Origin of the sequence: Nocardia nova (assembly GCF_002933465.1) — a bacterium.
In the GTDB taxonomy this organism is placed as follows: Bacteria; Actinomycetota; Actinomycetes; order Mycobacteriales; family Mycobacteriaceae; genus Nocardia; species Nocardia nova_B.
Genome location: NZ_PSZE01000017.1, coordinates 91697 through 115932, shown reverse-complemented (window position 1 = coordinate 115932; position 24236 = coordinate 91697). Strand labels below are relative to the sequence as shown.

General features: G+C 68.9%; 20 protein-coding genes. 13 read left to right on the top strand and 7 right to left on the bottom strand.

From position 1 onward, the window contains the following. Positions 1-4: 4 nt before the first annotated feature. Positions 5-1504, bottom strand: coding sequence for a glycerol kinase GlpK (glpK, locus tag C5E41_RS20570; RefSeq protein ID WP_104377430.1), 1500 nt, complete (start codon positions 1502-1504; stop codon positions 5-7). 134 nt (positions 1505-1638) lie between these two features. Here glpK and glpD point away from each other — a divergent pair, with 134 nt between their 5' ends. Beyond that, positions 1639-3387 carry a glycerol-3-phosphate dehydrogenase gene (gene glpD, locus C5E41_RS20565; RefSeq protein ID WP_104377429.1) on the top strand — a complete coding sequence of 583 codons (1749 nt, stop codon included), beginning with the start codon at positions 1639-1641 and terminating at the stop codon, positions 3385-3387. Positions 3388-3390: 3 nt separating this feature from the next. Here glpD and C5E41_RS33995 read toward each other — a convergent pair whose 3' ends face one another. The 3 genes from C5E41_RS33995 to C5E41_RS20555 form a co-directional block, all read right to left on the bottom strand. Further along, positions 3391-3564, bottom strand: coding sequence for a hypothetical protein (locus C5E41_RS33995; protein WP_181063336.1), 174 nt, complete (start codon positions 3562-3564; stop codon positions 3391-3393). 119 nt (positions 3565-3683) lie between these two features. Continuing rightward, complete coding sequence (locus C5E41_RS20560) at positions 3684-4490, bottom strand: DNA-formamidopyrimidine glycosylase family protein (RefSeq protein WP_104377428.1); 807 nt, start codon at positions 4488-4490, stop codon at positions 3684-3686. Positions 4491-4531: 41 nt separating this feature from the next. After that, positions 4532-9157, bottom strand: a complete 4626-nt coding sequence (locus tag C5E41_RS20555; protein WP_104377427.1) for an ATP-dependent helicase — start codon at positions 9155-9157, stop codon at positions 4532-4534. A gap of 604 nt (positions 9158-9761) precedes the next feature. Here C5E41_RS20555 and C5E41_RS20545 point away from each other — a divergent pair. Next, positions 9762-9935, top strand: a complete 174-nt coding sequence (locus C5E41_RS20545; protein ID WP_181063335.1) for a hypothetical protein — start codon at positions 9762-9764, stop codon at positions 9933-9935. A gap of 4 nt (positions 9936-9939) precedes the next feature. On the opposite strand, the gene amaB is transcribed toward C5E41_RS20545, so the two are convergent. Next, entirely contained in the window at positions 9940-11469 is a 1530-nt protein-coding gene (gene amaB / locus C5E41_RS20540) for an L-piperidine-6-carboxylate dehydrogenase (RefSeq protein WP_104377426.1), read from the bottom strand. A gap of 97 nt (positions 11470-11566) precedes the next feature. On the opposite strand from amaB, the gene C5E41_RS20535 reads away from it, so the two are divergent. The 5 genes from C5E41_RS20535 (at position 11567) to C5E41_RS20515 (ending at position 16502) form a co-directional block, all read left to right on the top strand. Then, the gene (locus C5E41_RS20535; RefSeq protein ID WP_030513603.1) at positions 11567-12019 is read left to right on the top strand and encodes an Lrp/AsnC family transcriptional regulator; all 453 of its coding nucleotides are present in this window, start codon (positions 11567-11569) and stop codon (positions 12017-12019) included. A gap of 43 nt (positions 12020-12062) precedes the next feature. Next, a complete protein-coding gene (lat, locus tag C5E41_RS20530; RefSeq protein WP_104377425.1) occupies positions 12063-13448 on the top strand; it encodes an L-lysine 6-transaminase in 1386 nt (461 codons plus the stop codon). A gap of 146 nt (positions 13449-13594) precedes the next feature. Next, positions 13595-15235 (top strand): acyl-CoA carboxylase subunit beta, encoded by a 1641-nt coding sequence (locus C5E41_RS20525; protein ID WP_104377424.1) that lies wholly within the window; start codon positions 13595-13597, stop codon positions 15233-15235. Between the two features lie 204 nt (positions 15236-15439). Further along, the gene (locus tag C5E41_RS20520; protein WP_104377423.1) at positions 15440-15775 is read left to right on the top strand and encodes an acyl-CoA carboxylase subunit epsilon; all 336 of its coding nucleotides are present in this window, start codon (positions 15440-15442) and stop codon (positions 15773-15775) included. A gap of 1 nt (position 15776) precedes the next feature. Next, on the top strand, positions 15777-16502 hold the full coding sequence (locus C5E41_RS20515; RefSeq protein ID WP_104377422.1) for a Maf family protein: 726 nt from the start codon (positions 15777-15779) through the stop codon (positions 16500-16502). Here C5E41_RS20515 and C5E41_RS20510 read toward each other — a convergent pair. Further along, positions 16410-17201, bottom strand: coding sequence for a helix-turn-helix transcriptional regulator (locus C5E41_RS20510; RefSeq protein WP_104377421.1), 792 nt, complete (start codon positions 17199-17201; stop codon positions 16410-16412). The two genes, C5E41_RS20515 and C5E41_RS20510, sit on opposite strands and share 93 nt — an antisense overlap. Before the next feature lie 158 nt (positions 17202-17359). On the opposite strand from C5E41_RS20510, the gene C5E41_RS20505 reads away from it, so the two are divergent. Continuing rightward, entirely contained in the window at positions 17360-18289 is a 930-nt protein-coding gene (locus C5E41_RS20505; protein WP_104377420.1) for a sulfurtransferase, read from the top strand. A gap of 121 nt (positions 18290-18410) precedes the next feature. After that, positions 18411-20228, top strand: a complete 1818-nt coding sequence (locus C5E41_RS20500) for an acetyl/propionyl/methylcrotonyl-CoA carboxylase subunit alpha (RefSeq protein ID WP_104377419.1) — start codon at positions 18411-18413, stop codon at positions 20226-20228. Positions 20229-20447: 219 nt separating this feature from the next. Here C5E41_RS20500 and C5E41_RS20495 read toward each other — a convergent pair whose 3' ends face one another. Then, entirely contained in the window at positions 20448-21857 is a 1410-nt protein-coding gene (locus C5E41_RS20495) for a serine/threonine-protein kinase (RefSeq protein WP_104377418.1), read from the bottom strand. Between the two features lie 290 nt (positions 21858-22147). On the opposite strand from C5E41_RS20495, the gene C5E41_RS20490 reads away from it, so the two are divergent. The 4 genes from C5E41_RS20490 to C5E41_RS20475 all read left to right on the top strand — a co-directional run bounded on the left by C5E41_RS20490 (position 22148) and on the right by C5E41_RS20475 (position 24229). Continuing rightward, the gene (locus C5E41_RS20490) at positions 22148-22600 is read left to right on the top strand and encodes a DUF1707 SHOCT-like domain-containing protein (RefSeq protein ID WP_104377417.1); all 453 of its coding nucleotides are present in this window, start codon (positions 22148-22150) and stop codon (positions 22598-22600) included. Continuing rightward, entirely contained in the window at positions 22600-22938 is a 339-nt protein-coding gene (locus C5E41_RS20485) for a hypothetical protein (RefSeq protein WP_104377416.1), read from the top strand. The genes C5E41_RS20490 and C5E41_RS20485 overlap by 1 nt, the downstream gene beginning before the upstream one ends. 132 nt (positions 22939-23070) lie before the next feature. Continuing rightward, positions 23071-23307, top strand: a complete 237-nt coding sequence (locus tag C5E41_RS20480; protein WP_104377415.1) for a hypothetical protein — start codon at positions 23071-23073, stop codon at positions 23305-23307. A gap of 124 nt (positions 23308-23431) precedes the next feature. After that, positions 23432-24229, top strand: coding sequence for a biotin--[acetyl-CoA-carboxylase] ligase (locus C5E41_RS20475; RefSeq protein WP_258081112.1), 798 nt, complete (start codon positions 23432-23434; stop codon positions 24227-24229). Positions 24230-24236: the final 7 nt, after the last annotated feature.

Below are 24236 nucleotides of genomic sequence, written 5' to 3'. Positions count from 1 at the left end.
GCAGTTACTGCGCCCACCCGTAGGTGCGTTCGACGGCCTTGTTCCACTCGGCGTAGAGGCGGTCGCGGTCCGCGTCGGACATGGTCGGCTGCCATACCTTGTCCTCGGACCAGTTGGCGCGGATGTCGTCGGTTCCGGACCAGTAACCGACGGCCAGTCCGGCCGCGTAGGCGGCGCCGAGTGCGGTCGTCTCGGTGATCACCGGCCGCACCACCGGCACATCCAGAATGTCGGCCTGGAATTGCATGAGCAGTTCGTTGGCCACCATGCCGCCGTCGACCTTGAGAGTGGTCAATTCGACGCCGAGGTTCTCCGCCTCGGCGTCGGCGCGCATCGCGTCGATCACCTCGCGCGTCTGAAACGCGGTGGCCTCCAATACCGCTCGGGCCAGATGCGCCTTCGTGACGAAGCGGGTGAGTCCGCTGATCACGCCGCGCGCGTCCGGCCGCCACCGCGGCGCGAACAGACCCGAGAAGGCGGGAACGATATAGGTGCCGCCGTTGTCGTCGACACTGCGGGCCAGCGGTTCGATCTCGGCCGCGGATTCGACGATGCCGAGGTTGTCACGCAACCACTGCACCAGGGAGCCGGTCACCGCGATGGAACCCTCCAGCGCGTACACCGCAGGCTGGTCGCCGAGCCGATAACACACCGTGGTCAACAGGCCGTGCGTGCTGAATACCGGCGTGGTACCGGTGTTGAGCAGCATGAAATTGCCGGTTCCGTAGGTGTTCTTCGCCTCGCCCGGTGACAGGCACGCCTGCCCGAAGGTCGCGGCCTGCTGATCGCCCAGGATGCCGGCCACCGGAACCCCGGCGAGCGGTCCGGCGGAGATCTCGGCGTACACCTCCGAGGAGCTGTGGATCTGCGGCAGCATCGAGACGGGGATGTCGAACTCCGCGCAGATCTGCGAATCCCATTGCAACGTCTCGAGATTCATCAGCATCGTGCGGGAGGCGTTGGTGACGTCGGTGAGATGGCGGCCGGTCAGCTTCCACAGGATCCAGCTGTCCATGGTGCCGAAGCACAAATCCCCCGCCTCCGCGCGGGCGCGCACCCCCTCGACGTTGTCGAGAATCCAGCGCAGCTTGGGGCCGGCGAAATACGTGCTCAGCGGCAGTCCGGTCCGGTCGGCGTAGCGCGCGGGGCCGACGTCGCCGGCCAGCTCGTCGCACAGCGCCGTGGTGCGGGTGTCCTGCCAGACGATGGCGTTGGCCACCGGTTTCCCGGTGGCACGCTCCCAGACCAGGGTGGTTTCGCGCTGGTTGGTGACGCCGACCGCGGCGATGTCCCCGGCGCCGACCCCGGCGTCCTGCAGGGCGGCGCCGATCACGAATTCGGTATTGCGCCAGATGGTTTCGGCATCGTGCTCGACCCAGCCCGGCCGTGGGAACAACTGCTCGTGCTCGCGCTGCCCGAGGCCGGCGATGCGGCCGGAGCGGTCGAACACGATGCACCGGCTCGAGGTTGTTCCCTGATCGATGGCGGCCACGAAGCGTCGCATCCGTGCAGGCTACTAAACCTCGCACGCGCCGCGCATCACATCGCCGCGGGGCCCGGCGGTGGACTAGGGTAGTAGCGATTACCGACGGGTAACGCAGGACGATCCCACCGAACCAGTGCGGAGGAAGTCGAGCGATGAACGAGAAATCACACGGTCAGCACACCGGCGAACTGGGGCCCGAGCAGCGGGAGGCCAGCTGGGAAAGCTTGGGCGCCAAGCATTTCGACGTCATCGTGGTCGGTGGCGGGGTCGTCGGCGCGGGCATCGCCCTCGATGCCGCCACGCGGGGCCTGGAGGTGGCCCTGGTGGAGGCGCGCGATCTGGCCTCGGGCACGTCGAGCCGTTCGTCGAAGATGTTCCACGGCGGCCTGCGCTACCTCGAGCAGCTGGAATTCGGGCTGGTCCGGGAGGCGCTGCGGGAACGTGAGCTCAGCCTGAAGACACTGGCCCCACATCTGGTGAAACCGCTGCGGTTCCTCTACCCGCTGACCCACCGCGGCTGGGAGCGGCCCTACGTCGCCTCGGGCCTCGTGCTCTACGACACCATGGGTGGTGCGAAATCCGTTCCGGGACAACACCATGTGACGCGGTCGGGCGCGCTGCGCCTGGCGCCGGGGGTGCGCCGGGACGCGCTGATCGGCGGGGTCACCTACTACGACACCGTGGTCGACGACGCCCGCCACACCATGACGGTGGCCCGCACCGCCGCCCACTACGGTGCGGTGATCCGCACATCGACCCAGGTCGTGAACTTCCTGCGGGAGGCCGACCGGGTGGTCGGAGTGAAGGTGCGCGACAGCGAGAATGGGCGCACCACCGAGGTCCGTGGGCACGTCGTCATCAACGCGACGGGCGTGTGGACCGACGAATTGCAGGCGCTGTCGCATGTTCGCGGCCGGTTCCATGTGCGCGCGTCCAAAGGCGTGCACATCGTGGTCCCGCGCGATCGGATCGCCAGCGACGCCGCGCTGATTCTGCGCACTAAAACCTCGGTGCTGTTCGTGATTCCGTGGGGCAGCAATCACTGGATCATCGGCACCACCGACACCGACTGGAATCTTGACCTGGCCCATCCGGCCGCCACCAAGGCCGATATCGACTATCTGCTCGAACGGATCAACGAGGTGCTCGTCACCCCGCTCACCCACGACGACATCCAGGGTGTGTACGCGGGGCTGCGTCCGCTGCTGGCCGGGGAGAGCGACGAGACGTCCAAGTTGTCGCGCGAGCACGCGGTGGCGCAGATCGCGCCCGGCCTGGTCGCCATCGCGGGCGGTAAATACACCACCTACCGGGTCATGGCCTACGACGCGGTGGATATCGCCGCCCACGACATTCCGCAGCGGGTGTCGTCCTCGATCACCGACAAGGTGCCGCTGCTCGGCGCGGACGGTTACTTCGCCCTGCTCAACCAGACGCCGCAGCTGGCACAGACCTACGGTGTGCACCCCTACCGGATCGAACATCTGCTCAACCGCTACGGAGCCTTGATCACCGACGTACTCGATCTGGCCGAGGGCAAACCCGAACTGCTGCAGCCGATTACGGACGCACCCAGCTACTTGCGGGTGGAGGCGGTCTACGCTGCGGCCGCTGAGGGGGCGCTGCATCTGGACGACATCCTGGCCCGCCGCACCCGGATCTCCATCGAGTTCTCCCACCGCGGCACCGAATGTGCCGACGAGGTGGCGCGGCTGGTGGCGCCGGTGCTGGGCTGGGACGAGGAGCAGATCCGGCGCGAGGTCGGTACGTACAACGCCCGGGTCGACGCCGAGATCCGGTCCCAGACCCAGCCCGACGACGTCTCGGCCGACGCCTTGCGCGCCGCCGCGCCGGAACCTCGTCCGGAGATTCTGGAACCGGTGCCGCTTCCTCAGGGATAACGGTTAGGGCGTGGTCGACGTGGGCGCGGAAGTGTGGCCGGAATACGTGGGGCCCGTACTCGCCGAGTGCTGCAGGGCATAGGTGAACAGCACCGTGGCCGCGATGGCGATGGCGGTGATCAGCAGCTGAGTGACGAGCCGTGTGCTACGACGCATCGCGGTGCTCGCATATGTCATCTGCCCTGCTTCCCGACTGGTGACGATCTGTGTCGCCCCTATGTCGCATCCACGCTCCGAAACGTTAGCGGCGGAAGGAAATGTAGCTATCGATCGGCAAACAGTACGGTTCATCCCGGTCAGCGGCGAGCCCGGCGTGCGGCCCTCGGTTCCGGGGTCTCGGGTGCGGGCTGACAGCGGGGGCAGAAGTAGATGCCGCGTTCGGTGGCGGTGGTGGCGGCGGCATCCGGGCCGAACATACGGACGAGGATCATCGATCCGCAGCGCCGGCAGGGTTGGCGCTGCCGGCCGTAGACCACCGCGGGCCGGGGTGGATGGTGTGCCGCTCGCTCGAGGATGCGGTGCGCGGCGTCGACGAGTCCGGGGAGGTCGGGCACGGCCCCGACCGGAGTGGCCGGGTGGATCCGCTCGGCGAAACAGATCTCACTGCGGAAGATGTTGCCGACTCCGGCCATGACGGTCTGATCGAGCAGGGCGAGCCCGATCGGCCGCTCGGGGTCCGCGCGCAGTCGGCGGACCGCCTCGGCCGCATCCCAATTCGGGCCCAGGAGATCCGGGCCGAGATGATCGACGGCGGTGTGCTCGTCGGCGAGCGGGAGCACCTCGACCAGGCCGAGGGAGAACCCGACGGCTTCGATGTCGTCGGTGGCGAGAATCAGTCGCGCGGTGAATCCGGGTTTGGTCCACCGCTGGCCGGGGCGGTAGACCCGCCAGGTGCCCTCCATCTTGAGATGGGTGTGGATGCTGACTCTCTCGGTGCGCACGAACAGGTGTTTGCCGTAACTGCCGACGCTGTCGATCCGGCTGCCGCGCAGATCCAGGGTGGCATAGCGTGGGACGCGAAAGTCACTGCGAGCCAGCGTCTTTCCCGCCAGTGCGGTCCGCAGCCGCGCCGCCGCGAGGTAGACGGTATCTCCTTCCGGCATCGCCGTTCACCCCCTGGGTCGCCGGGGGGTGCGCGCCGGTCTCATGCTGTGCTCCGGAGCCGGAAGCCCCGGGGAGTGGCGTGGAATCCGGCGTCGGTGAGGAATGTGGCGAAGGTGTTGCCGTGCACCGATTCCCCGTCGACCCGTTCGACGACCAGTGAGTCGATCCGGCGGTCGTGGACCAGAGCCGCCAGCGCGGCCGCGGCCTCGGTACGGATCTCGGGGTCCTCGGTGAAGGTGAGCAGAGTCTTACCACCGCGTTCCAGGTACAGGGCAAGTTCGCCCGCGGCCAGGACGACCAGGGCCCCCGCCTTGCGGCCCGGACGATGTCCGGCTCCCTCACCCGCGTTCTTCGGCCACGGCAGGGCGGCGCCGTACGGATTGGCCGGATCGCAGGCGGCGAGGGCGACCGCGCCGACCCGGCCGGTGTCGCCGCCGACCCGGTCGGAATCGTAGGAGCGCAGCCGATCCACCACGTCGGTCGTGGAGAACTGCGCCCCGCCGAGAGTATCGACGAAATAACCGCGCCGGCAGCGCCCGCGATCCTCGAATTCGGTGAGCACCCGGTACATGAGCGCGAAGCCGCCCGGAATCTCCTCGTTCTGCACCGCGCCCCGGGTCAGCACCCCGTAGCGCTCCAGGAGAAGATCGGCGGTGGCGTGGGCGCGAATGGTGTTGTCCGGCAGGCGCTGTGGCAGCAGCGACCATCGACCGGCCACCGCGGGCGGGCCGGTCCGGGTCGGCATGGCCGGTCGCGGCAGATACATGCGCCCGCGCGGGGTGCGCCGCGGGGTGCGGTGGGCGGTGGTGCTCCGGGTGGTGCCGGACAGTCGCGCCCGGACCGGGGCGAAGGTGTCACCGGACAGATACCCCGCCCACACCAGTTCCCACAGTGCCGCCGCGACGGCCGCGTCGTCGAGCACCCCGGTGGCGTCGGACAGTTGCCGGAAGAAGTAAGCGCCGCCCGCGACCGCGACGATCCGGTTGCCGCCGAACGCACCCGGTTCGATGGCGGCCGAGTCGTCGGCATCGAGCGCCACCGCGTCACCGACTCCCGCCGTCAGCTCCGCACCCAACGCCGTCAGCAGGCGCAACTGCACATCGGTGAAGTCGATCTCCTGCGGCGGCGCCAGCGTGACCGGCGCCTGATCCGCCGGATGCAGGCCGATCCAGCCGTCCTTGGCGGTGATGGCGCCGTGGCCGGACCAGAGCACCTCACCCGAGGCGGTGAGTTCGTCGAGCATCGCCGGTGTGTAGTCACGCACCCGCGACGGTAGAATGAGCGACTCCCACGCCGAAGCCGGAATCGGCACGCCCGCAAGCTGTTCCACCACCGCGGCCACACCGTCCACGCCGCGCAGTGTCGAGGTGCCGATATGCTGCCATGCCGGCAGGAACCGGCCGAACGCGCCCGTGGATACTGGCTCGACCTCCTTGCGTGCCGCGGCCAGCGAACGGCGGCGCAGCCGGCGCAACACCTGCGCGTCACACCATTCCGCACCGGCCGAACCCGGCGTGAATTCCCCTTCCACCACCCGCTTCTCGGCCCCGAGGTGATGCAGGGCGGTGGCGGCGACGGCCGGGCCGATCCCGAAGCGCCGGGCGACGGCGTCGAGGGTGAACGGGGCGTGGGTGCGGGCGTAGCGACCGATCAGATCGCCCAGGGGATCGGCGACCGGTTCGATGAAGGCCGCCGGGGTGCCGATCGGCAGGGGGACGCCGAGGGCATCACGCAACCGGGCGGCGTCCTCGATCGCCGTCCACCACCGCGATCCCGCGAACGACACCTCGAGAACGCGCCTGGCCTGCAGCAATTCGGCGAACCACGGGTTCGGGTCGGCGGTGCAGCGCGCGGCCGCCTCGGCCGGGGTGAGCGGTCCGAGTAGTCGCAGCAGGTCGGCGAGCCCTTCCGCGTCGCGGGCATGGCGTTCGGGGGTCAGGCGCTGCAGTTCGCGTTCGGTCAGTTCGAGGACCGCGGCGTCGAGGAGTTCGCGCAGTTCCACCCGCCCCAGCAGTTCGGCGAGCAGGCTCGAATCCAGCGACAGCGCGGCCGCGCGACGCTCGGCCAGCGGGCTGTCGCCCTCGTACATGAACTGGCCGATGTAGTCGAACAGCAACGCGTTGGCGAACGGTGACGGGGCGGCGGTCTCCACTTCGACCAGTCGCAGTTTGCGCCGTGCCACGTTCGTCAGCAAGTCCCGCAGGGCGGGCAGGTCGTAGACGTCGCGCAGACATTCGCGCACCGTTTCCAGCAGGATCGGGAAGTCGGGGAATTTCCTTGCCACATCGAGCAATTGGGCCGCGCGCTGGCGCTGCTGCCACAGCGGCGCGCGGCGGCCGGGATCCCGGCGCGGCAACAGCAGCGCCCGCGCCGCGCATTCGCGGAAGCGGGAGGCGAACAGCGCCGATCCGCCCACCTGCTCGGTCACCACGTCGTCGATCTCGTCCGGTTCGAAGACGAACAGTTCCGCGCCCGGCGGATCGTCGGTGGTGTCGGGCAGCCGGACCACGATGCCGTCGTCGGAGGCGGTCGGTGCGGCATCGACCCCGAATCGCTCCCGCAACCGCGCTCCCACCGCAAGCGCCCACGGCGCATGCACCGGTAGACCGTAGGGCGAGTGCAGGATCAGCCGCCAATCCCCGAGTTCGTCGCGAAAGCGTTCGACCAGCAGCGTGCGATCGGTCGGCAGGTGACCGGTGGCCTGCCGTTGCTCGGCCAGCAGTGAGACCAGATTCGCCGTCGCGAAATCGTCCAGGCCGGCGGCGTGGACGAGCTGTTCGAGTTCGACAAGTTCGCCGCCCTGCGCGACGGTCTTACCGGCCGTGCGGACGAATTCGCCCAGGGCCGCGCCCAATTCGGCCGGGCGTCCGAGGGAATCGCCGTGCCAGAAGGGGAGTCGGCCCGGCAGGCCGAACGCGGGGGAGACGAGGACCCGGTCGTGGGTGATCTCCTCGATGCGCCAGCTCGTCGCGCCGAGGGCGAACACATCGCCCACGCGCGATTCGTAGACCATCTCCTCATCGAGTTCGCCGACCCGCGACGCCTTTTCGCCGACCATGAACACCGGGAACAGGCCGCGGTCGGGAATCGCGCCGCCGGAGGTGACCGCGAGGCGCTGAGCGCCGGGGCGCCCGGTCAGGGTGCCCGCGTCGCGATCCCACACCAGGCGCGGACGCAGCTCGGCGAATTCGTCGGAGGGATATCGACCCGACAGCAGGTCCAGCACCGATTCGTACGCCGAGCGCGGCAGCGCGGCGAAACTGCCTGTCCCCCGGACCGTTTCGAACCATTCGTCGACATCGATCGGTTCCAGTGCGCAGGCGGCCACGGTCTGCTGGGCGAGAATGTCGAGGGGATGGGCGGGGATCTTCAACTCCTCGATCTGTCCCGCCGTCATCCGCATCGACGCCACCGCGCAGTGGATCACATCGGTGCGGTGTTTGGGGAAGATCACCCCGCGCGAGATCTCACCCACCTGATGTCCGGCGCGACCGACCCGTTGCAGCCCACCCGCGACCGACGGCGGTGCCTCGACCTGCACCACCAGATCCACCGCACCCATATCGATACCGAGCTCGAGGCTGCTGGTCGCCACCACGCACCGCAACCGGCCGCTCTTGAGGTCGTCCTCGATGATGGCGCGCTGTTCCTTGCTCACCGAGCCGTGATGGGCCCGGGCCAGCAGCGGCGCCGCCCCGTGATTGACCTCGGTCGGCGCCCCGAGCTGGGCGGGCGGCGCGTGCTCGCGGCGTGGCGCGGCCTCCTCCGCCTCGTCGGGTTCGGCAATTCGCTCGGCATATTCCTCGTTCAGCCGCGCCGTCAAGCGTTCGGCCAGCCGACGCGAATTCGCGAACACGATCGACGAGCGGTGCGCCAGCACCAGATCCACGATCGCGGCATCCACATGCGGCCAGATCGACCCCGGCTGATCGGATTCGTCCGGCTCGGTCATATCCGCCACCGGCACCCGCACCGACAGGTCGAACGTCTTCGGCGCCGGCGGCGACACGATCGTGATCGGCGCCGAGCCGACCAGAAAGCGCCCCACCTCCTCCGGCGGCCGAACCGTCGCCGACAACCCGATGCGCTGGGCGGGCCGCTCGGTGAGCTGATCGAGCCGGGCCAGCGACAGGGCCAGATGTGCCCCTCGCTTGGAACCGGCGATCGCATGGACCTCGTCCACGATCACGGTGCCGACCTGCGACAACGTCTCGCGGGCCGCCGAGGTGAGCATCAGGTACAGCGATTCCGGGGTAGTGATCAGGATGTCGGGCGGCCGGCGCTGCAGGGTCCGGCGGTCGGCCGGGGTGGTATCGCCCGACCGCACACCGACGCTGATCTCCGGGGCGGGCATACCGAGCCGTGCGGCCGTGCGGGTGATACCCACCAGGGGTGCGCGCAGATTGCGCTCGACATCGACCGCGAGGGCCTTGAGCGGGGAGATATAGAGGACGGCGGTGCGCTGCGGACCGTCCGTGGGTTCGCGGGTGGCGAGCCGGTCGATCGCCCACAGGAAGGCCGACAGAGTCTTACCGGACCCGGTCGGCGCGATCACCAGCGTGTGTTCTCCCGCGGAGATCGCCTCCCAGGCTCCCAGCTGGGCGGACGTGGGCGCGGGGAACGCACCGTCGAACCACTCCTGGGTCGGCCGGGAGAACTGCTGCATGGGTTCAGTGTGCACCCGGGCACCGACATCGAGACCCGGCGGCGAAGTCCCTCGGGCGCATTTCCCGGGCTCGAGCTCGCCGGACGCGGTCGCCGACGCGGACGGATCGGCGCCGGTCCACGGCTCGTCCCGATAGGCTGGCCGCCACTGCGGTGGCTACCGACGATGGGACCGACATGAGCGAGCGCCCCGACACTGTGACCGAGATTCCGGCCGACCCCGCACAGGTGACGAACGACCCCGCCAACCCGCCGGTCCCACGCAGCACGATGCTGCTGGAATTGGTGCCGGTCCCGGTGCGCGATATCGACCGGGGAATCGAGTTCTATCGCGATCGGCTCGGCTTCCATCTCGACGTGGACGTGGCTCCGGCGCCGGGCGTGCGGATCGCGCAGCCGACGCCACGCCCGGCATATGGCCGACGAACCGGGCCGCTTCCCGCCGCTGCCCCGTCCCCGCCTCGGCGCTCCACGAATGGTGCCCGCCGGCGGACCGGGACACTGGCTCGAGCGTCAGCTTCGCGGCCGATGAGCGCGCAACTGGAATCGGAGATCGCCGCCGTGCGAGCGTCAAGACCTGCCGGACCCGGCGGGCCGAGGTGGCGGTGCCGCAGTATCTCGATCCCGTCGACCTCGCGCGGGCGGCCGCCAGCGAATCGGTCGTGCGCATGGTGCGCGGCCTGTTCGACGGCGACCGGGCGCTGCATCCGGGCGATGCGGCGGTGCGGGCCGCCTACGAGGATCAGGTCCGCGCCATCGCCCGCGAACCGGAGCGTTGAACGCTCAGCCGAACTGAATGCCTTGTGCCAGAGGCAGTTCGGTGGAGTAGTTGACCGTATTGGTGGCGCGGCGCATATACGCCTTCCAGGAGTCGGAGCCCGATTCGCGCCCGCCGCCGGTCTGCTTCTCACCGCCGAACGCGCCGCCGATCTCCGCACCCGAGGTGCCGATGTTCACATTGGCGATGCCGCAGTCGGAACCGTCGGCGGCCAGGAATCGTTCCGCCTCGCGCTGGTCACTGGTGAAGATGGCCGACGAAAGCCCCTGTGGCACAGCGTTGTGCAGGGCGATCGCGGAATCCAGATCGTGATAGGTGAGCACGTAGAGAATCGGCGCGAACGTCTCCTCGCGCACGACCGCGGTCTGAGCGGGCATCCGGATGATCGCGGGACGTACATAGTAGGAATCGTCGCCGCCGACCTCGACGCGCTCACCGCCGCAGATCAATTCGCCCCCGTCGGCGAGCGCACGGTCGATCGCCGCCCGCATCGCGGTGTGGGCGCGGCCGTCGATCAGCGGCCCGACCAAGACCGAGTCGTCGAGCGGATTGCCCACGGGCAGTTGGCGATACGCCGCGCCCATCCGATCCAGCAGTGGCCCGGCGATATCCACGTGCGCGATGACCCGCCGCAGTGTCGTGCACCGCTGTCCGGCCGTTCCCGCCGCAGCGAAAACCACGGCCCGCGTGGTGAGGTCGAGGTCCGCGGACGGGGTGACGATCGCGGCGTTGTTACCGCCGAGCTCGAGCAGGCACCGGCCGAAACGCGCCGCGACCCGCGGTGCCACCGCCTGCCCCATCCGCACCGATCCGGTGGCGCTGACCAGAGCCACCCGTTCGTCGTCGACGAGCTGGGTGCCGACCTCGGTGCCACCCTGGATCAGCTGGTGGATCTGCGGGTCGGCGCCGACGTCGAGGGCCGCGCGCCGCAGCAGCGCATCGCAGGCCAGTGCGGTCAGCGGTGTCGTCTGCGAGGGTTTCCACACCACGGTGTCGCCGCACACCAATGCGATCGCGGTATTCCACGACCAGACCGCGACCGGGAAGTTGAACGCCGAGATCACCCCGACCACCCCGAGCGGATGCCATGTCTCCATGAGTCGATGCCCGGGCCGCTCGGAGGCCATGGTGCGTCCGTAGAGTTGGCGGGACAGACCGACGGCGAATTCGCAGACGTCGATCATCTCCTGCACCTCACCGCGCGCCTCGGCGCCGATCTTGCCCGCCTCCAGGGTCACGAGTCCGGCCACCGCGTCGAGATTGTCGGTCAGTAGTCGTCCCAGCCGCCGCACCACGGCGGCGCGTTGCGGCGCGGGGACGGATCGCCACCCCTGAAAAGCGCTGTGCGCCTTGTCGATCGCGCAGGTCACGTCGAATGCCGAGGTGGCCGGGACGCGCATCAACTCACCGCCGGTGATCGGTGTGCGGGCCGGCAGATCGCCCGAATCGACCGGGTCGACGCCGAGTTCGAGCAGCAGGCGCGCGGCCCGGTCGCGCAGTTCGCCGGTGGTGGGCAGAACGGGTGCGGATGTCATCTGCGGCTCCGTTTCCGAAATCGGTTGATGGGGGACTTCGCACCGGTGGGAGATCGTTTCCGGCCCCGGCCACCGCCCGCTGGGTTAGCCTTCGCTGATGGCGGATGCACCTGCGAAACCTGTTCTCGACGACATCGATCGGCTCCTGATCCGCGAATTGATGGCCGACGGCCGGGCCACGCTGTCCAATCTCGCCGAGAAGGCCAGTCTGTCGGTATCCGCGGTGCAGTCGCGCGTGCGCCGGCTCGAGGCTCGCGGCGTGATCCGCGGATATTCCGCGAAGGTCGACCCGGAGGCGTTGGGACAACTGCTGTCGGCATTCGTCGCGATCACTCCTCTCGATCCCTCACAGCCCGACGATGCTCCCGCCCTGCTCCAGCACATCCCCGGCATCGAGGAATGCCACTCGGTGGCGGGGGAGGAGAGCTACATGCTGCTCGTCCGGGTGGCCTCGCCCCGGCATCTCGAACAGTTGCTGCAGGAGATCCGCGCCACCGCCAATGTTCGCACCCGAAGCACCATCATTCTGCAGACATTTTATGACAGATGATACCTGATCGTAATTTATACGTTTGTTCGTAGTGAAACCGTAAATGTTTTCGTATCCTGTGGGTGTGACCCTCGAACTGGAGCGCCCCGGAACGGCCGACGCGGAGGTCACGAACCCGGCGTCGGTCACCGCCTCGCGCGTACACGACATCCTGTCCGCCCACATGCTCGCCGACGGTTTCGATCTGGTGCTGGACCTGCGCAGATCGCGGGGACTCGATCTGGTCGACGCCCGCGACGGCACCGTCTATCTGGATATGTTCGGCTTCTTCGCCTCCTCGGCGCTGGGGATGAACCATCCGGCGCTGGCGGCGAACGCCCGCTTTCGCGCCGAACTCACCAGGGCGGCGCTGAACAAGCCCAGTAATTCCGACGTCTATACGGTCGCGATGGCGCGCTTCGTCGACACCTTCGCGCGGGTCCTCGGCGACCCGGCACTGCCCCATCTGTTCTTCATCGACGGTGGTGCGCTGGCGGTCGAGAACGCGCTCAAGGTCGCCTTCGACTGGAAGAGCCGCCACAACGCGATGCACGGCCGCCCGGCCGAACTGGGCACCAAGGTGCTGCATCTGACCGGAGCGTTCCACGGCCGCTCCGGCTACACCCTGTCCCTGACCAATACCGACCCGGTCAAGACCGAGCGATTCCCGGCTTTCGACTGGCCGCGCATCGAGACCCCCTATCTGCGTCCCGGCGTCGACATCGAGGTCGCCGAGCAGCGCGCGCTGGCCCAGGCCCGCGCCGCATTCACCGAAAATCCGCACGACATCGCCTGTTTCATCGCCGAGCCGATTCAGGGCGAGGGCGGTGACCGGCACATGCGACCGGACTTTCTCCGGCGCATGCAGCAGCTGTGCCACGAACACGACGCGCTGTTCATCGTCGACGAGGTGCAGACCGGCGTGGCGATGACCGGGTCGACCTGGGCCTACCAGCAGTTGGGCCTGCGACCTGATGTGGTCGCCTTCGGAAAGAAGACGCAGGTCTGCGGCATCATGGCCGGCGGGCGCGTCGACGAGGTGCCCGACAACGTGTTCGCGGTGAGCTCGCGGCTCAATTCCACCTGGGGCGGCAACCTCGCCGATATGGTGCGGGCCCGTCGCATCCTCGAGGTGATCGAATCCGAGGACCTGGCTACCCGCGCGCAGGAGCTGGGCGCGCTGCTGCTCGACCGGTTGCGCGCGCTCGCCGGCCGGCACGCGCGGCTCACCGACCCGCGCGGTCGCGGACTGATGTGCGCGGTGACACTGGATTCCGCCGAGCTGCGCGATGCCGTCCTCGCGGAGGTGCGCGAGCGCGAACGGGTACTGTTCCTCGGAACCGGCGAGCGCGGTATCCGGTTCCGGCCGCCGCTGACGGTCACCGCCGACGAACTCGAGCGGGCGGTGGATGCCCTGGACCGCGTCCTCACGGGCATGGCCGATCGGTGACGATTCCCAGGCGCGCGGGAACGGGTCCGGACCGTCGTTGTGGCACTTCACCAGCGCTTTTCCGCTGGCGGGTAGTCAATAAGGGTACTGGTCGGTAGCCCCCACTGGAATTTCGCCGGGCTGCGCCACTGGTTACACTCCGGGACATGACGAGTGTCCAGAGTCAGCCTTCGCCGGGTTCGGCGGGCGCCCCCGATATCCACACCACCGCAGGGAAGCTGGCTGATCTGCGCAATCGGCTGGAAGAGGCCAAGCACCCGATGGGTGAGGGCGCGGTCGAAAAGGTCCACGCCAAAGGCAAGCTGACCGCGCGTGAGCGCATCCTGGCCCTGCTGGACGAGGGTTCGTTCGTGGAGACGGACGCGCTGGCCCGGCACCGCAGCGTCAACTTCGGCCTGGAGAACAACCGTCCGCTCGGCGACGGCGTGGTCACCGGCTACGGCACCATCGACGGCCGCGACGTCTGCATCTTCAGCCAGGACTCGACGGTGTTCGGCGGCAGCCTCGGTGAGGTCTACGGCGAGAAGATCGTCAAGGTGATGGACCTCGCGCTCAAGACCGGCCGCCCGCTGATCGGCATCAACGACGGCGCCGGCGCTCGCATCCAGGAGGGCGTGGTCTCGCTCGGCCTCTACGGTGAGATCTTCCACCGCAACATCCAGGCCTCCGGCGTGATCCCGCAGATCTCGCTGATCATGGGCGCGGCGGCCGGCGGGCACGTGTACTCCCCGGCGCTGACCGACTTCGTCGTGATGGTCGACCAGTCCAGCCAGATGTTCATCACCGGGCCGGACGTGATCAAGACCGTCACCGGTGAAGAGGTCACCATGGAGGAGCTGGGCGGCGCCCACACCCACATGGTGAAGTCCGGTACCGCGCACTATGTCGCCTCCGGCGAGCAGGACGCGCTGGACTGGGTCAAGGACCTGCTGAGCTACCTGCCCAGCAACAACCGCGCCGAGGCGCCGCGCTTCCCGGCCAGCGACCCGATCGTCGGCGCGATTGAGGATTCGCTGACCGACGAGGATCTCGAACTCGACACCCTGATCCCGGATTCGCCGAACCAGCCCTACGACATGCACGAGGTCATCCGGCGACTGGTCGACGACGACGAGTTCTTCGAGGTGCAGGCCGAGCGCGCGATGAACGTCATCGTCGGCTTCGCCCGCATCGACGGCCGCAGTGTGGGTTTCGTGGCCAACCAGCCCACCCAGTTCGCCGGCTGCCTCGACATCGACGCCTCGGAGAAGGCCGCGCGGTTCGTGCGCACCTGCGACGCGTTCAACATTCCGATCATCACGCTGGTCGACGTTCCGGGCTTCCTGCCGGGCACGGGCCAGGAGTACAACGGCATCATCCGCCGCGGTGCGAAGCTGCTCTACGCCTACGGTGAGGCCACTGTGGGCAAAATCACGGTCATCACTCGCAAGGCCTACGGCGGCGCGTACGACGTGATGGGCTCCAAGCACATGGGCGCCGATGTGAACCTGGCGTGGCCTACCGCCCAGATCGCCGTCATGGGCGCCTCGGGGGCAGTCGGCTTCGTCTACCGCAAGAAGCTGCAGCAGGCCGCCGCGGAGGGCGCCGATGTCGACGCGCTGCGCCTCGAGCTGCAGAACGAGTACGAGGACACGTTGGTCAACCCGTACGTGGCGGCCGAGCGCGGCTACGTCGACGCGGTGATTCCGCCCTCGCACACCCGCGGCCAGATCGTCTCCGCGCTCCGCTTGCTCGAGCGAAAGATGGTTACTCTACCGCCGAAGAAGCACGGCAACATTCCGCTCTGATCCGACGATATGTGCGGTAGCGGAGGCAGACTTTCCGGGAGAGTGGCGAGTTCGTACCGCGCACGATTGCCGCATCCGGGTGAAGATGGTAGGAAAAGGCCTCATTCGATGGGGGCCGCACGAATACCGTTCGCGGCGTGGGTTCGTCCCGCGCCGTGAACGCCGGGCCCTCTCGGTCCGGCACAGACAGGAGGAGTTGGCGCTGTGACGGCTGTGGCTGACGAAGAGATATTGCGCGCTGCCGAACTGGATTTGGCGGTCGACGAATTCGGTGACGGCGACACGAAGCTCGCATCCGACACCGCGGCCGTCGAGGCCGAGGTCGGCCACGGGCCGGTCATCCGCGTTCTGAAGGGTTCACCGACCGACGAGGAACTCGCCGCCCTGGTCACCGTGTTCGCCGTCGCGGGCGCGAACGCCGCCGCGGCGCCGCAGGATCCGGGCCCGGTGGACAACTGGGGCCGGCCCACCATGATGCACCGCGGCACCTCGCCGTTCTCCCCCTACGCCTTCCCTTATCTGTCGCACATCCGCGGCTGACGTGACGGGATTCGTTCTCGGTTCCGCTTCGCCGGCGCGACTGCAGGTGTTGCGCGCGGCCGGGCTGGATCCGGTGGTGCGAATATCCGAGGTCGACGAGGACGCGGTCGCCGCGGCGCTCCCGCCGGACACACCCCCCGCGGGCGTGGTGACCGCTCTCGCCCGAGCCAAGGCCCACACGGTCGCCGCCGCATTGGTCGCCGACGCCGCCGCGTCCGGAGAAAGCCCGGCCGCCCCGGATTCCAATGGCCTCGTCGCCGCCAGAGCCCCGCGATTGGTGGACGACTGCGTGGTCGTCGGTTGTGACTCGATGCTGCTGGTCGGTGGCGTACTGCAGGGCAAGCCCCATACCCCCGACATCGCTCGCGCCCGCTGGGCCGAGATGGCCGGGCGCAGTGCGGATCTGCTGACCGGCCACTGTGTGCTGCGCGTGCGGGACGGCGCGATCGTCGCCGCCGCCCAGGACTGCAGCACCACCACCGTGCATTTCGCCGAACCCGGCCCGGCCGAGCTGGATGCCTATATCGCCACCGGTGAGCCGCTGCGGGTGGCCGGCGCGTTCACCCTCGACGGAATGGGTGGCTGGTTCGTCGACCGCATCGACGGTGACCCGTCCAGTGTCATCGGGATCGGCCTACCGCTGCTGCGTCGCCTCCTGGGCGACGTGGGCGTCGGTATTGCGCAGCTGTGGGTCCGTGCGCAGCTGCGGGCCGACGCGATTGGCTGACGGCGTCGGTAGTCGCGGCCCGGTCCCGGCCTGATCGGGGATGTCGGCGGGATCCGGCAACGTGCTCGACAGTGCCTCCAAGTGGATCACGCACAAATCCGGGCCCACGAACGGGTGCAGCCGGACGTTGACCGCATCGCGTCCGCCGTTGCGGTCCAGCACCTCGCGCATCAGGCCCTGATGCACACCGCAGACCACCTCGGAGTGGGTGCGCGCCAATTCGCGCAGCGGGCAGGCGGTCAGACGGATGTTGAGCTGGTTGCCGGTTTCGGAGGCGGCATCGCGCTCCGGGGCGAAACCCAGTTCGGAGCTCACGGTCACCGCGATGTCGCGCGCATCGTCGAGCGAGGCGATGGGCTGTTCGAGCTGTTCGACCTTGGCGCCCCACGCCCGCCCTGCCGTCACGGCCACATCGGAACGCCGGCGGGGATCACTGCCGAGTTGATCGGCCAGCACCTGCGCGAGATCCTGATAACCGACCGATCGCTGTACGGCCGTATATCCGATGCGCGGGCGGCCGCGGCCGCGGGGCGGCTGCTGGAATTGGCGGACCAGCGACTCCCGGGTGAGAACATCCAGATGAAAGCGGACGGTGGTGACGTGCTGTCCGGTGATGCGCGCCAGTTCCTGGGCATCGAGAGGCTCGCTGGCGCCGCGTAGGATCGCGAGCAGGCGCCGTCGTGGCCAAGAATCGGACATAGCTCACCCCTCCTCCCATGTGACTTTATCGGACGAAGCTGCGACTTAATCGCGCTTCACCCGATTCGTGATGTGAAACCGCCGGCGCGCATTGTTCGCACCTACGATCGGTACTGCCCAGCCGCCCATCGTCTACCGCGCGTGAAGGATCTTCCACCGTGCCCGTCGCTCCGGACTCTCATCCATCCTTCGGCTCTCATGCATATCCACAACGATTGGTAACCACTGAGTGGCTGTCGGCAAACATCGGTACGCCAGGCCTCGCGATCGTCGAGTCCAACGACGACATCCTGCTCTACGACATCGGCCATGTGCCAGGGGCGGTCAAGATCGATTGGCGGGCCGAGCTTACCGACCCGCTCACCCGCGACGTGATCGACGGCGCCCGTTTCGCCGAACTCATGCGTGCCAAGGGCATCGCCCGCGACGACACGGTCGTCGTCTACGGCGACAAGGCCAACGGCACTGCCGCCGCCACCGCCTGGGTCCTCGGCCTGTTCGGGCATCCGGATGTGCGGCTGCTGGACGGCGGCCGGGACGCGTGGATCTCCGAGGCCCGCGACACCACCTTCGAGGTGCCCGACGTCGGGCTGGGGGATTATCCGGTCATCGAGCGCGACGATCGGAGCGGCCGGGCCTTCCTCGGGGATGTGCGCGCCTGTCTGAACGAGGGTGGAACGGGCGTCGGGCTGGTCGACGTGCGCGCGGTGGGGGAGTACACGGGCGACGACGACCGCATCCGGGACCGTCCGGAGGAACAGTCACTGCGCGCCGGGCATATCCCGACCGCGATCAACATCCCGTGGACCGCGGCCGTGGGCGCCGACGGCCGATTCCGCGGCCGGTCGGAGCTGGGGGAGATCTACGCGCCGCTGCTCGGCGCCCAGGACATCATCGTCTATTGCCGCGTCGGCGAACATTCGGCACACACCTGGTTCGTACTGACTTCGCTGCTGGGCGTGGCGAACGTGCGCAACTACGACGGCTCCTGGACCGAGTGGAGCAACGCTGTGCGCACGCCGATCGTCAAGGGAAGTGAACCGGGTTCGGCTCCGGCCGCCGTGTCGGCGGCGGCGCCGTCGGTCTAAGGTGTTGTTCACGTCACGGGGGCCCGGGCTACTGTTCGGTAGCCCCATCCCTGTTCGGAGTCTGTTGGCACACTGCCTACACTCACCCGAGATGTAAGTTGTCCAAAGCACAGGAGGCTCAGTGCCCAGCCATGCCAGCGCGCAGATCACGAAAGTCCTGATCGCCAATCGGGGCGAGATCGCGGTGCGTGTGATCCGGGCCGCCAAGGATGCCGGTATCGCCAGTGTCGCCGTGTACGCGGAACCGGACGCGGACGCGCCATTCGTCAAATTGGCCGATGAGGCATTCGCACTCGGGGGGCAGACCTCGGCCGAGTCGTACCTGGTCTTCGACAAGATTCTCGACGCGGCGCGCAAATCCGGCGCCGACGCGATCCACCCCGGTTACGGCTTCCTTTCGGAGAACGCGGATTTCGCCCAGGCCGTCCTGGACGCCGGGCTGATCTGGATCGGCCCGTCGCCGCAGTCGATTCGCGATCTGGGTGACAAGGTCACCGCCCGCCACATCGCCGAGCGCGCGCAGGCCCCGATGGCCGCGGGCACCAAGGATCCTGTGAAGGACGCGAACGAGGTCGTCGAGTTCGCCAAGCAGTACGGCGTTCCGGTGGCCATCAAGGCCGCGTTCGGTGGTGGTGGCCGCGGCATGAAGGTCGCCCACACCATCGAGGAGATTCCGGAGCTGTTCGACTCCGCCACCCGCGAGGCGACCGCCGCCTTCGGCCGCGGCGAATGCTTCGTCGAGCAGTACCTGGACAAGGCCCGCCACGTCGAGGCCCAGGTGCTGGCCGACAAGCACGGCAACGTCATCGTCGCCGGCACCCGTGACTGCTCGCTGCAGCGCCGGTTCCAGAAGCTGGTCGAGGAGGCGCCTGCGCCGTTCCTGTCCGACGAGGTCCGCGCCAAGATCCACGAGTCCGCCAAGCGGATCTGCAAGGAGGCCGGCTACTACGGCGCCGGCACCGTGGAGTACCTCGTGCAGGGCGAGACCGTGTCGTTCCTCGAGGTCAACACCCGCCTGCAGGTCGAGCACCCGGTGACCGAGGAAACCTCCGGTCTGGACCTGGTGCGCTGGCAGTTCCGCATCGCCAACGGCGAGGAGCTGACCATCAAAGAGGACCCGACACCGCGCGGCCACGCGATCGAATTCCGCATCAACGGTGAGGACGCCGGCCGGGGCTTCCTGCCCGCACCGGGCCCCGTCACCGTTTACAAGGAGCCCTCGGGCCCCGGCGTGCGCGTCGATTCCGGCGTCGTCGCCGGCAGCGTGATCGGCGGACAGTTCGACTCGATGCTGGCCAAGCTGATCGTCACCGGCGAGAACCGCACCCAGGCGCTGGAGCGGGCCGCGCGTGCGCTGGCCGAATACGAGATCGAGGGCCTGGCGACGGTGCTGCCGTTCGACCGCCACATCGTGACCAACCCGGCGTTCGTCGGTCGTGTCACAGCTGACGGCTCCGAAACTTTCGACGTCTACACCAAGTGGATCGAGAACGAGTGGGAAAACACCATCGAGCCCTACACCGGTGGCCAGCCCATCGAGGACGAGGACGAGGGTGCGCGCCAGACGGTGGTCGTCGAGGTCGGCGGCCGTCGCCTCGAGGTGTCGCTGCCGGGCCACTTGACCGTGGGCGCGGGTGCGGCCGGCGCCGCGGGCAACGGGGCGGGTGTGATCCGCAAGAAGCCCAAGCCGCGCAAGCGTGGTGGCGCGGGCGCCTCGGCCGCCTCCGGTGACGCCGTGACCGCGCCGATGCAGGGCACCGTGGTGAAGGTGGCCGTCGAAGAGGGCCAGTCGGTCGAGGCCGGCGACCTGATCGCCGTGCTCGAGGCCATGAAGATGGAAAACCCGGTCAACGCGCACAAGTCCGGTGTGGTCACCGGTCTGGCCGTCGAGGCCGGCGCCGCCATCACCCAGGGCACCGTGCTCGCCGAAATCAAGTAGGTAGTAAGCGATTTCGTGAAACCCCGCTCCGCAACGGAGCGGGGTTTTCGCGTTCCGGGTCCAGGACCGACGGCAACCGGCGTCGGGACGGGTCCGGCGGCGAGCATGGCTCGCATGCCGGTGCGGGGTGATGCCGCACCGCTCGTGGTGCCGGATGCGGGAGCCGCCCGTCGCTATCGGCGCGGGCTGCCGCAGGGGCCGACTCGTCCCGCGCCAGACCTAACCGGCGTGCGGGTGTTGTTTTCCGGACTCTGTCGGTGTGCTGTGCTGGTCCTCGGAATAGCTTGTGACATGCGGGATTTGGAAGGGTGGCGGCAGCACGCCGGTGGGGAAGGGCAGTGGCCGGCGCGGTGGGATGACCGCGGTGGTGTATTCCGGTTCCGGGGTCGCCGGTGCCGCGGTGGTCGGTGCGGGTGTGGTCGCTTCGGGACGGGTGGTCGACTGCTGGTCGGAGGGGGTGCGGGAGCCGCTGCTCAGCAGGGCCGTGCATCCGGCGACGACCGCGAGGACGACGATGGCTGCGCCGGTCAGCGCGGCCGCGATGGTGAGAACCGAACTCCGTGGCGGTGCCGGTGAAACCTGCCGTGCCGCACCGCGCGGCCGCTCGGCCGCGGCGCCCGCGTATCCAGGCACGGGGGCCGGTTCGGAGTCGAATCGCCTGGTTGTCGCGGGTTGTCCGGCCGCCAGGGGCGTAGGGCCGAGTTGTCCGCGTGCCGCTGGCGCGGGGCCGAGCTGCTGCCCGGTCGCCTCCGATATCGCGCGTGGATCGGGGATCTGCGACGGCTCGGATTGCAGTACCGGAGGTGTGTGGTCGACGGTGGTCGTCCCCACTGCGGCTCGGGCCGCCGCGGCCAGCTCGCCCGCGGTGCGGTAGCGGTCGTCCGGCCGCTTCGCCATCCCTCGGGCGACGACCGCGTCGAGCGCGGCGGGAACGTGAGCGGCGACCGTGGAGGGGCGCGGCGGAGGCTCGTGCAGATGGGCGTGCAGTTGCCGGACCGCGTCGGTATCGCCGAACGGCCTTCGCGCGGTGAGGCATTCGTACAGCACGCAGGCCAGCGAGTACACGTCCGAGCGGGAGTCACCGTGCCCGGTGAACCGTTCCGGCGCCATATAGGCGAGCGTGCCGACAGTGAAACCCGTTGCGGTGATGGTGGTTTGACCCGCCGCGCGAGCTATCCCGAAGTCGATGAGATACGCGAACCCGCTCGTGTGCACGATAATGTTGGCGGGCTTCACGTCCCGGTGCACCAGCCCGGCGGCGTGGGCGGCATCGAGTGCCTCGGCGATCTGCGAGATCAGATCGACCGCCTCCGGCGCCGCCATCGCACTCGACCGCACCAGCCGCGCCAGATCCACACCCGGGATGTAGGCCATATCCAGGTACAGCCGCCCGGCGTATTCGCCGAACCGATGGATCGGTGCGATATGCGGATTGTCCAGATGCGTTCCGATCCGGGCCTCGCGCTCGAACCGCCGCCGGTAATCCGCGTCCTCGGCAGCGCTCCCGGACAAGATCTTCAGCGCAACAGTCCGCGCATCCGCCGGATCGTACGCCAGCCATACCTCCCCGGCCGATCCCCGGCCGAGTAGTCGATCGAGCCGGTACCGCCCGAATTCCCGCGGAGTCATCGCATCCGCCCGAGGTGCGTACCGGGCCGGAGGAAGGCGCCGGGAGCCCGGCGGCTGGCCGCTGTCGTGCGCGTCCGGAGCCTCGCACCGCTGATCTGCGGGCGCGTATCGGTACCCGGCTGTGGTGCTCGACCGGTCGTCGCGACGACGAGCGGGGCGGCAGCGGTGCCGATGCCGCGCTGGCGGAACATGGGACCGACGATAGTGCGGATGTGCGGCCGGCGGTACCGCGGGTGGACTGCCGCGGCGACGGGCCCGCTCACCCGCGCCCCGCGCGGTAATCTCGTGCCATGGCTGATTCTCCCGACGTCCGCATCGGTACCGCGGAGCGCGAGCAGGCGATGCAACGCCTGTCGGAGCACTTCGCCGCCGGGCGCTTGTCGGTCGCCGAGTTCGACGAGCGCAGCGGCCTCATCGCGGCGGCAGTGACGCGGGGTGATCTGGCACCGGTGTTCAGCGACCTCCCGGCCGCCGTCCCGGAGCCGCCGGAGCCGCCGGAACCGGCCGCTGCGCAGCCGGGTGGCCGCCGCGAATTCGCCGGTTCGATGATGGGCTTGGTGGTGATCATCGCGCTGGTGCTGTTCTTCACCACCCATACCTGGCTGTGGTTCCTGCTGATCCCCGCGGCCGGCATCATCACCGGCGGCCTCCAGCAGCGCGGCCACGATCGCCGGCTGCTCGCCGGCGACGACCACCGCCCGCTCGACCGCCGCCGTCGGCGCGACCGTCGCCGGAGGCTCTGATGGAACCGATCGAAATCAACGCCGGCAGTTGGTATCTGCGTGCGCTGCGTGCCGACGACCGCATCGACGACCGCCCGGCTCTGGCCGACGGCGGCATCACCGATCCCGGCTATGTCGACCGCCGTGCCCGCGAATGGGCGGAACAGACCGGATATTCGTGGGCGGTGTGTGAGCCGACTACCGCGGAGCTGGTCGCCGAGATCGTGGTGACGCCGCAACCCGATGGCACCGCGGAGATTTCGGGCTGGTCGCGCGAGGGCTACGATTCCGCGCTGCAGTCCGGCCTGACCGCGGTGAGCCGCTTCGTCGCCGGAGCCCTGGGCCTGCAACCTCTGTGAGGCTCGCCGAACACCTTGCACCGCAGCACTTTTCGCGACGAGCGGCAGGGCTCGCCGCTTAATTCGGTGGATTGCCGGGTGTCCGTACCCGTACGGTGAAGACTCCGAAATCAAGCACTGGGGAGGTGCGCGATGTGGGAGTGGAGTAAATCGGTCGCGGAACGGGCCACCGCGACAGCGTGGACCCGGTCGGCCGGAGAGCCGGAGCCGACCGTCGTGGATCCGGAAGTCCGGGCCGAGCGGCCGGAGGAGCAGGCGCCGGAAGAGCTCGGCGAGTCGGCCTCCGACGCCGTCATGGCATTCGGCGGAGCAGGCGCCGGCGGACTGGTGCGCTCGATTCATCTGCCGGAGTACGACCTGGCCCGATGAGAGGAACCGGGAGGCGGGTGCCGCTCAGATGCCGGCACCCGCGTCCTGGTGCCGCCCCCGGCGGGACCGTCCGATGCGGAGCGGCACAACGACCGTCCGAGCCGGCAGGAGTAGCCTGCGAGGCGTGCAGAGGCCACCGTTGGACGTCGATATCCTGCGACATGCCGTCGCCGAACAGCCCGACCTGTCGTTCTTCTCCCGCATCGATGTGGTGGAGTCGACCGGTTCGACCAACGCGGATCTGATCGGCGAGGCCGGCGATCCGTCCTCCGATCGACGGGTGCTGGTCGCCGAATATCAGGACCGCGGTCGCGGCCGCCACGAACGGTCGTGGGTGAGTCCGCCGCGCGCACAGATCGCGATGTCGATTCTGGTGCGGCTCGGCGGTATCGAGCCGGCCGTCCTCGGCTGGTTGCCGCTGCTGACGGGTGTCGCCGTCGTCGACGCGGTCCGCGAGACCACCGGACTGGACGCAAACCTCAAGTGGCCCAATGACGTTCTGATCGGCGGCCGTAAGGTGGCCGGCATCCTGGCCGAGGTCGCCTCCGGTGCGGGTGCGCCGGCGGTCGTGGTCGGCGTCGGGCTCAATGTGAGCCTCACCGAGGACGAACTGCCTGTGCCGCACGCCGTTTCGCTGACCCTGGCCGGTGCGGAGAACGCCGATCGCAACGAGTTGGTCCTCGCCCTGCTGCGCGCCTTCGCCCGCCACTTCACCGAATGGCGGACGGAGAACTGGAATGTCGCGGCGCTGGCCGACGCCTACCGTGCCCGCTGCGCCACCCTCGGCGCCGACGTGCGGGCGGAACTGCCCGGCGGCGAGGTCATCACCGGCGTGGCCACCGATATCGACGCCTACGGCCGCCTGATCATCGGCGATCGTTCGGTATCGGCGGGCGACGTCACTCATCTTCGCCCGGCATAGCGGGCCG

Bases quoted from the DNA above. Each gene is read 5' to 3' on its own strand.
- glpK (WP_104377430.1), bottom strand. From the start codon at position 1,504: ATGCGACGCTTCGTGGCCGCCATCGATCAGGGAACAACCTCGAGCCGG.
- C5E41_RS20495 (WP_104377418.1), bottom strand. From the start codon at position 21,857: ATGACTCCGCGGGAATTCGGGCGGTACCGGCTCGATCGACTACTCGGC.
- C5E41_RS20490 (WP_104377417.1), top strand. From the start codon at position 22,148: ATGGCTGATTCTCCCGACGTCCGCATCGGTACCGCGGAGCGCGAGCAG.
- C5E41_RS20480 (WP_104377415.1), top strand. From the start codon at position 23,071: ATGTGGGAGTGGAGTAAATCGGTCGCGGAACGGGCCACCGCGACAGCG.
- C5E41_RS20485 (WP_104377416.1), top strand. From the start codon at position 22,600: ATGGAACCGATCGAAATCAACGCCGGCAGTTGGTATCTGCGTGCGCTG.
- C5E41_RS20525 (WP_104377424.1), top strand. From the start codon at position 13,595: ATGACGAGTGTCCAGAGTCAGCCTTCGCCGGGTTCGGCGGGCGCCCCC.
- C5E41_RS20510 (WP_104377421.1), bottom strand. From the start codon at position 17,201: ATGTCCGATTCTTGGCCACGACGGCGCCTGCTCGCGATCCTACGCGGC.
- C5E41_RS20560 (WP_104377428.1), bottom strand. From the start codon at position 4,490: ATGCCGGAAGGAGATACCGTCTACCTCGCGGCGGCGCGGCTGCGGACC.
- C5E41_RS20535 (WP_030513603.1), top strand. From the start codon at position 11,567: ATGGCGGATGCACCTGCGAAACCTGTTCTCGACGACATCGATCGGCTC.
- amaB (WP_104377426.1), bottom strand. From the start codon at position 11,469: ATGACATCCGCACCCGTTCTGCCCACCACCGGCGAACTGCGCGACCGG.
- glpD (WP_104377429.1), top strand. From the start codon at position 1,639: ATGAACGAGAAATCACACGGTCAGCACACCGGCGAACTGGGGCCCGAG.
- lat (WP_104377425.1), top strand. From the start codon at position 12,063: ATGTTTTCGTATCCTGTGGGTGTGACCCTCGAACTGGAGCGCCCCGGA.
- C5E41_RS20555 (WP_104377427.1), bottom strand. From the start codon at position 9,157: ATGCAGCAGTTCTCCCGGCCGACCCAGGAGTGGTTCGACGGTGCGTTC.
- C5E41_RS33995 (WP_181063336.1), bottom strand. From the start codon at position 3,564: ATGACATATGCGAGCACCGCGATGCGTCGTAGCACACGGCTCGTCACT.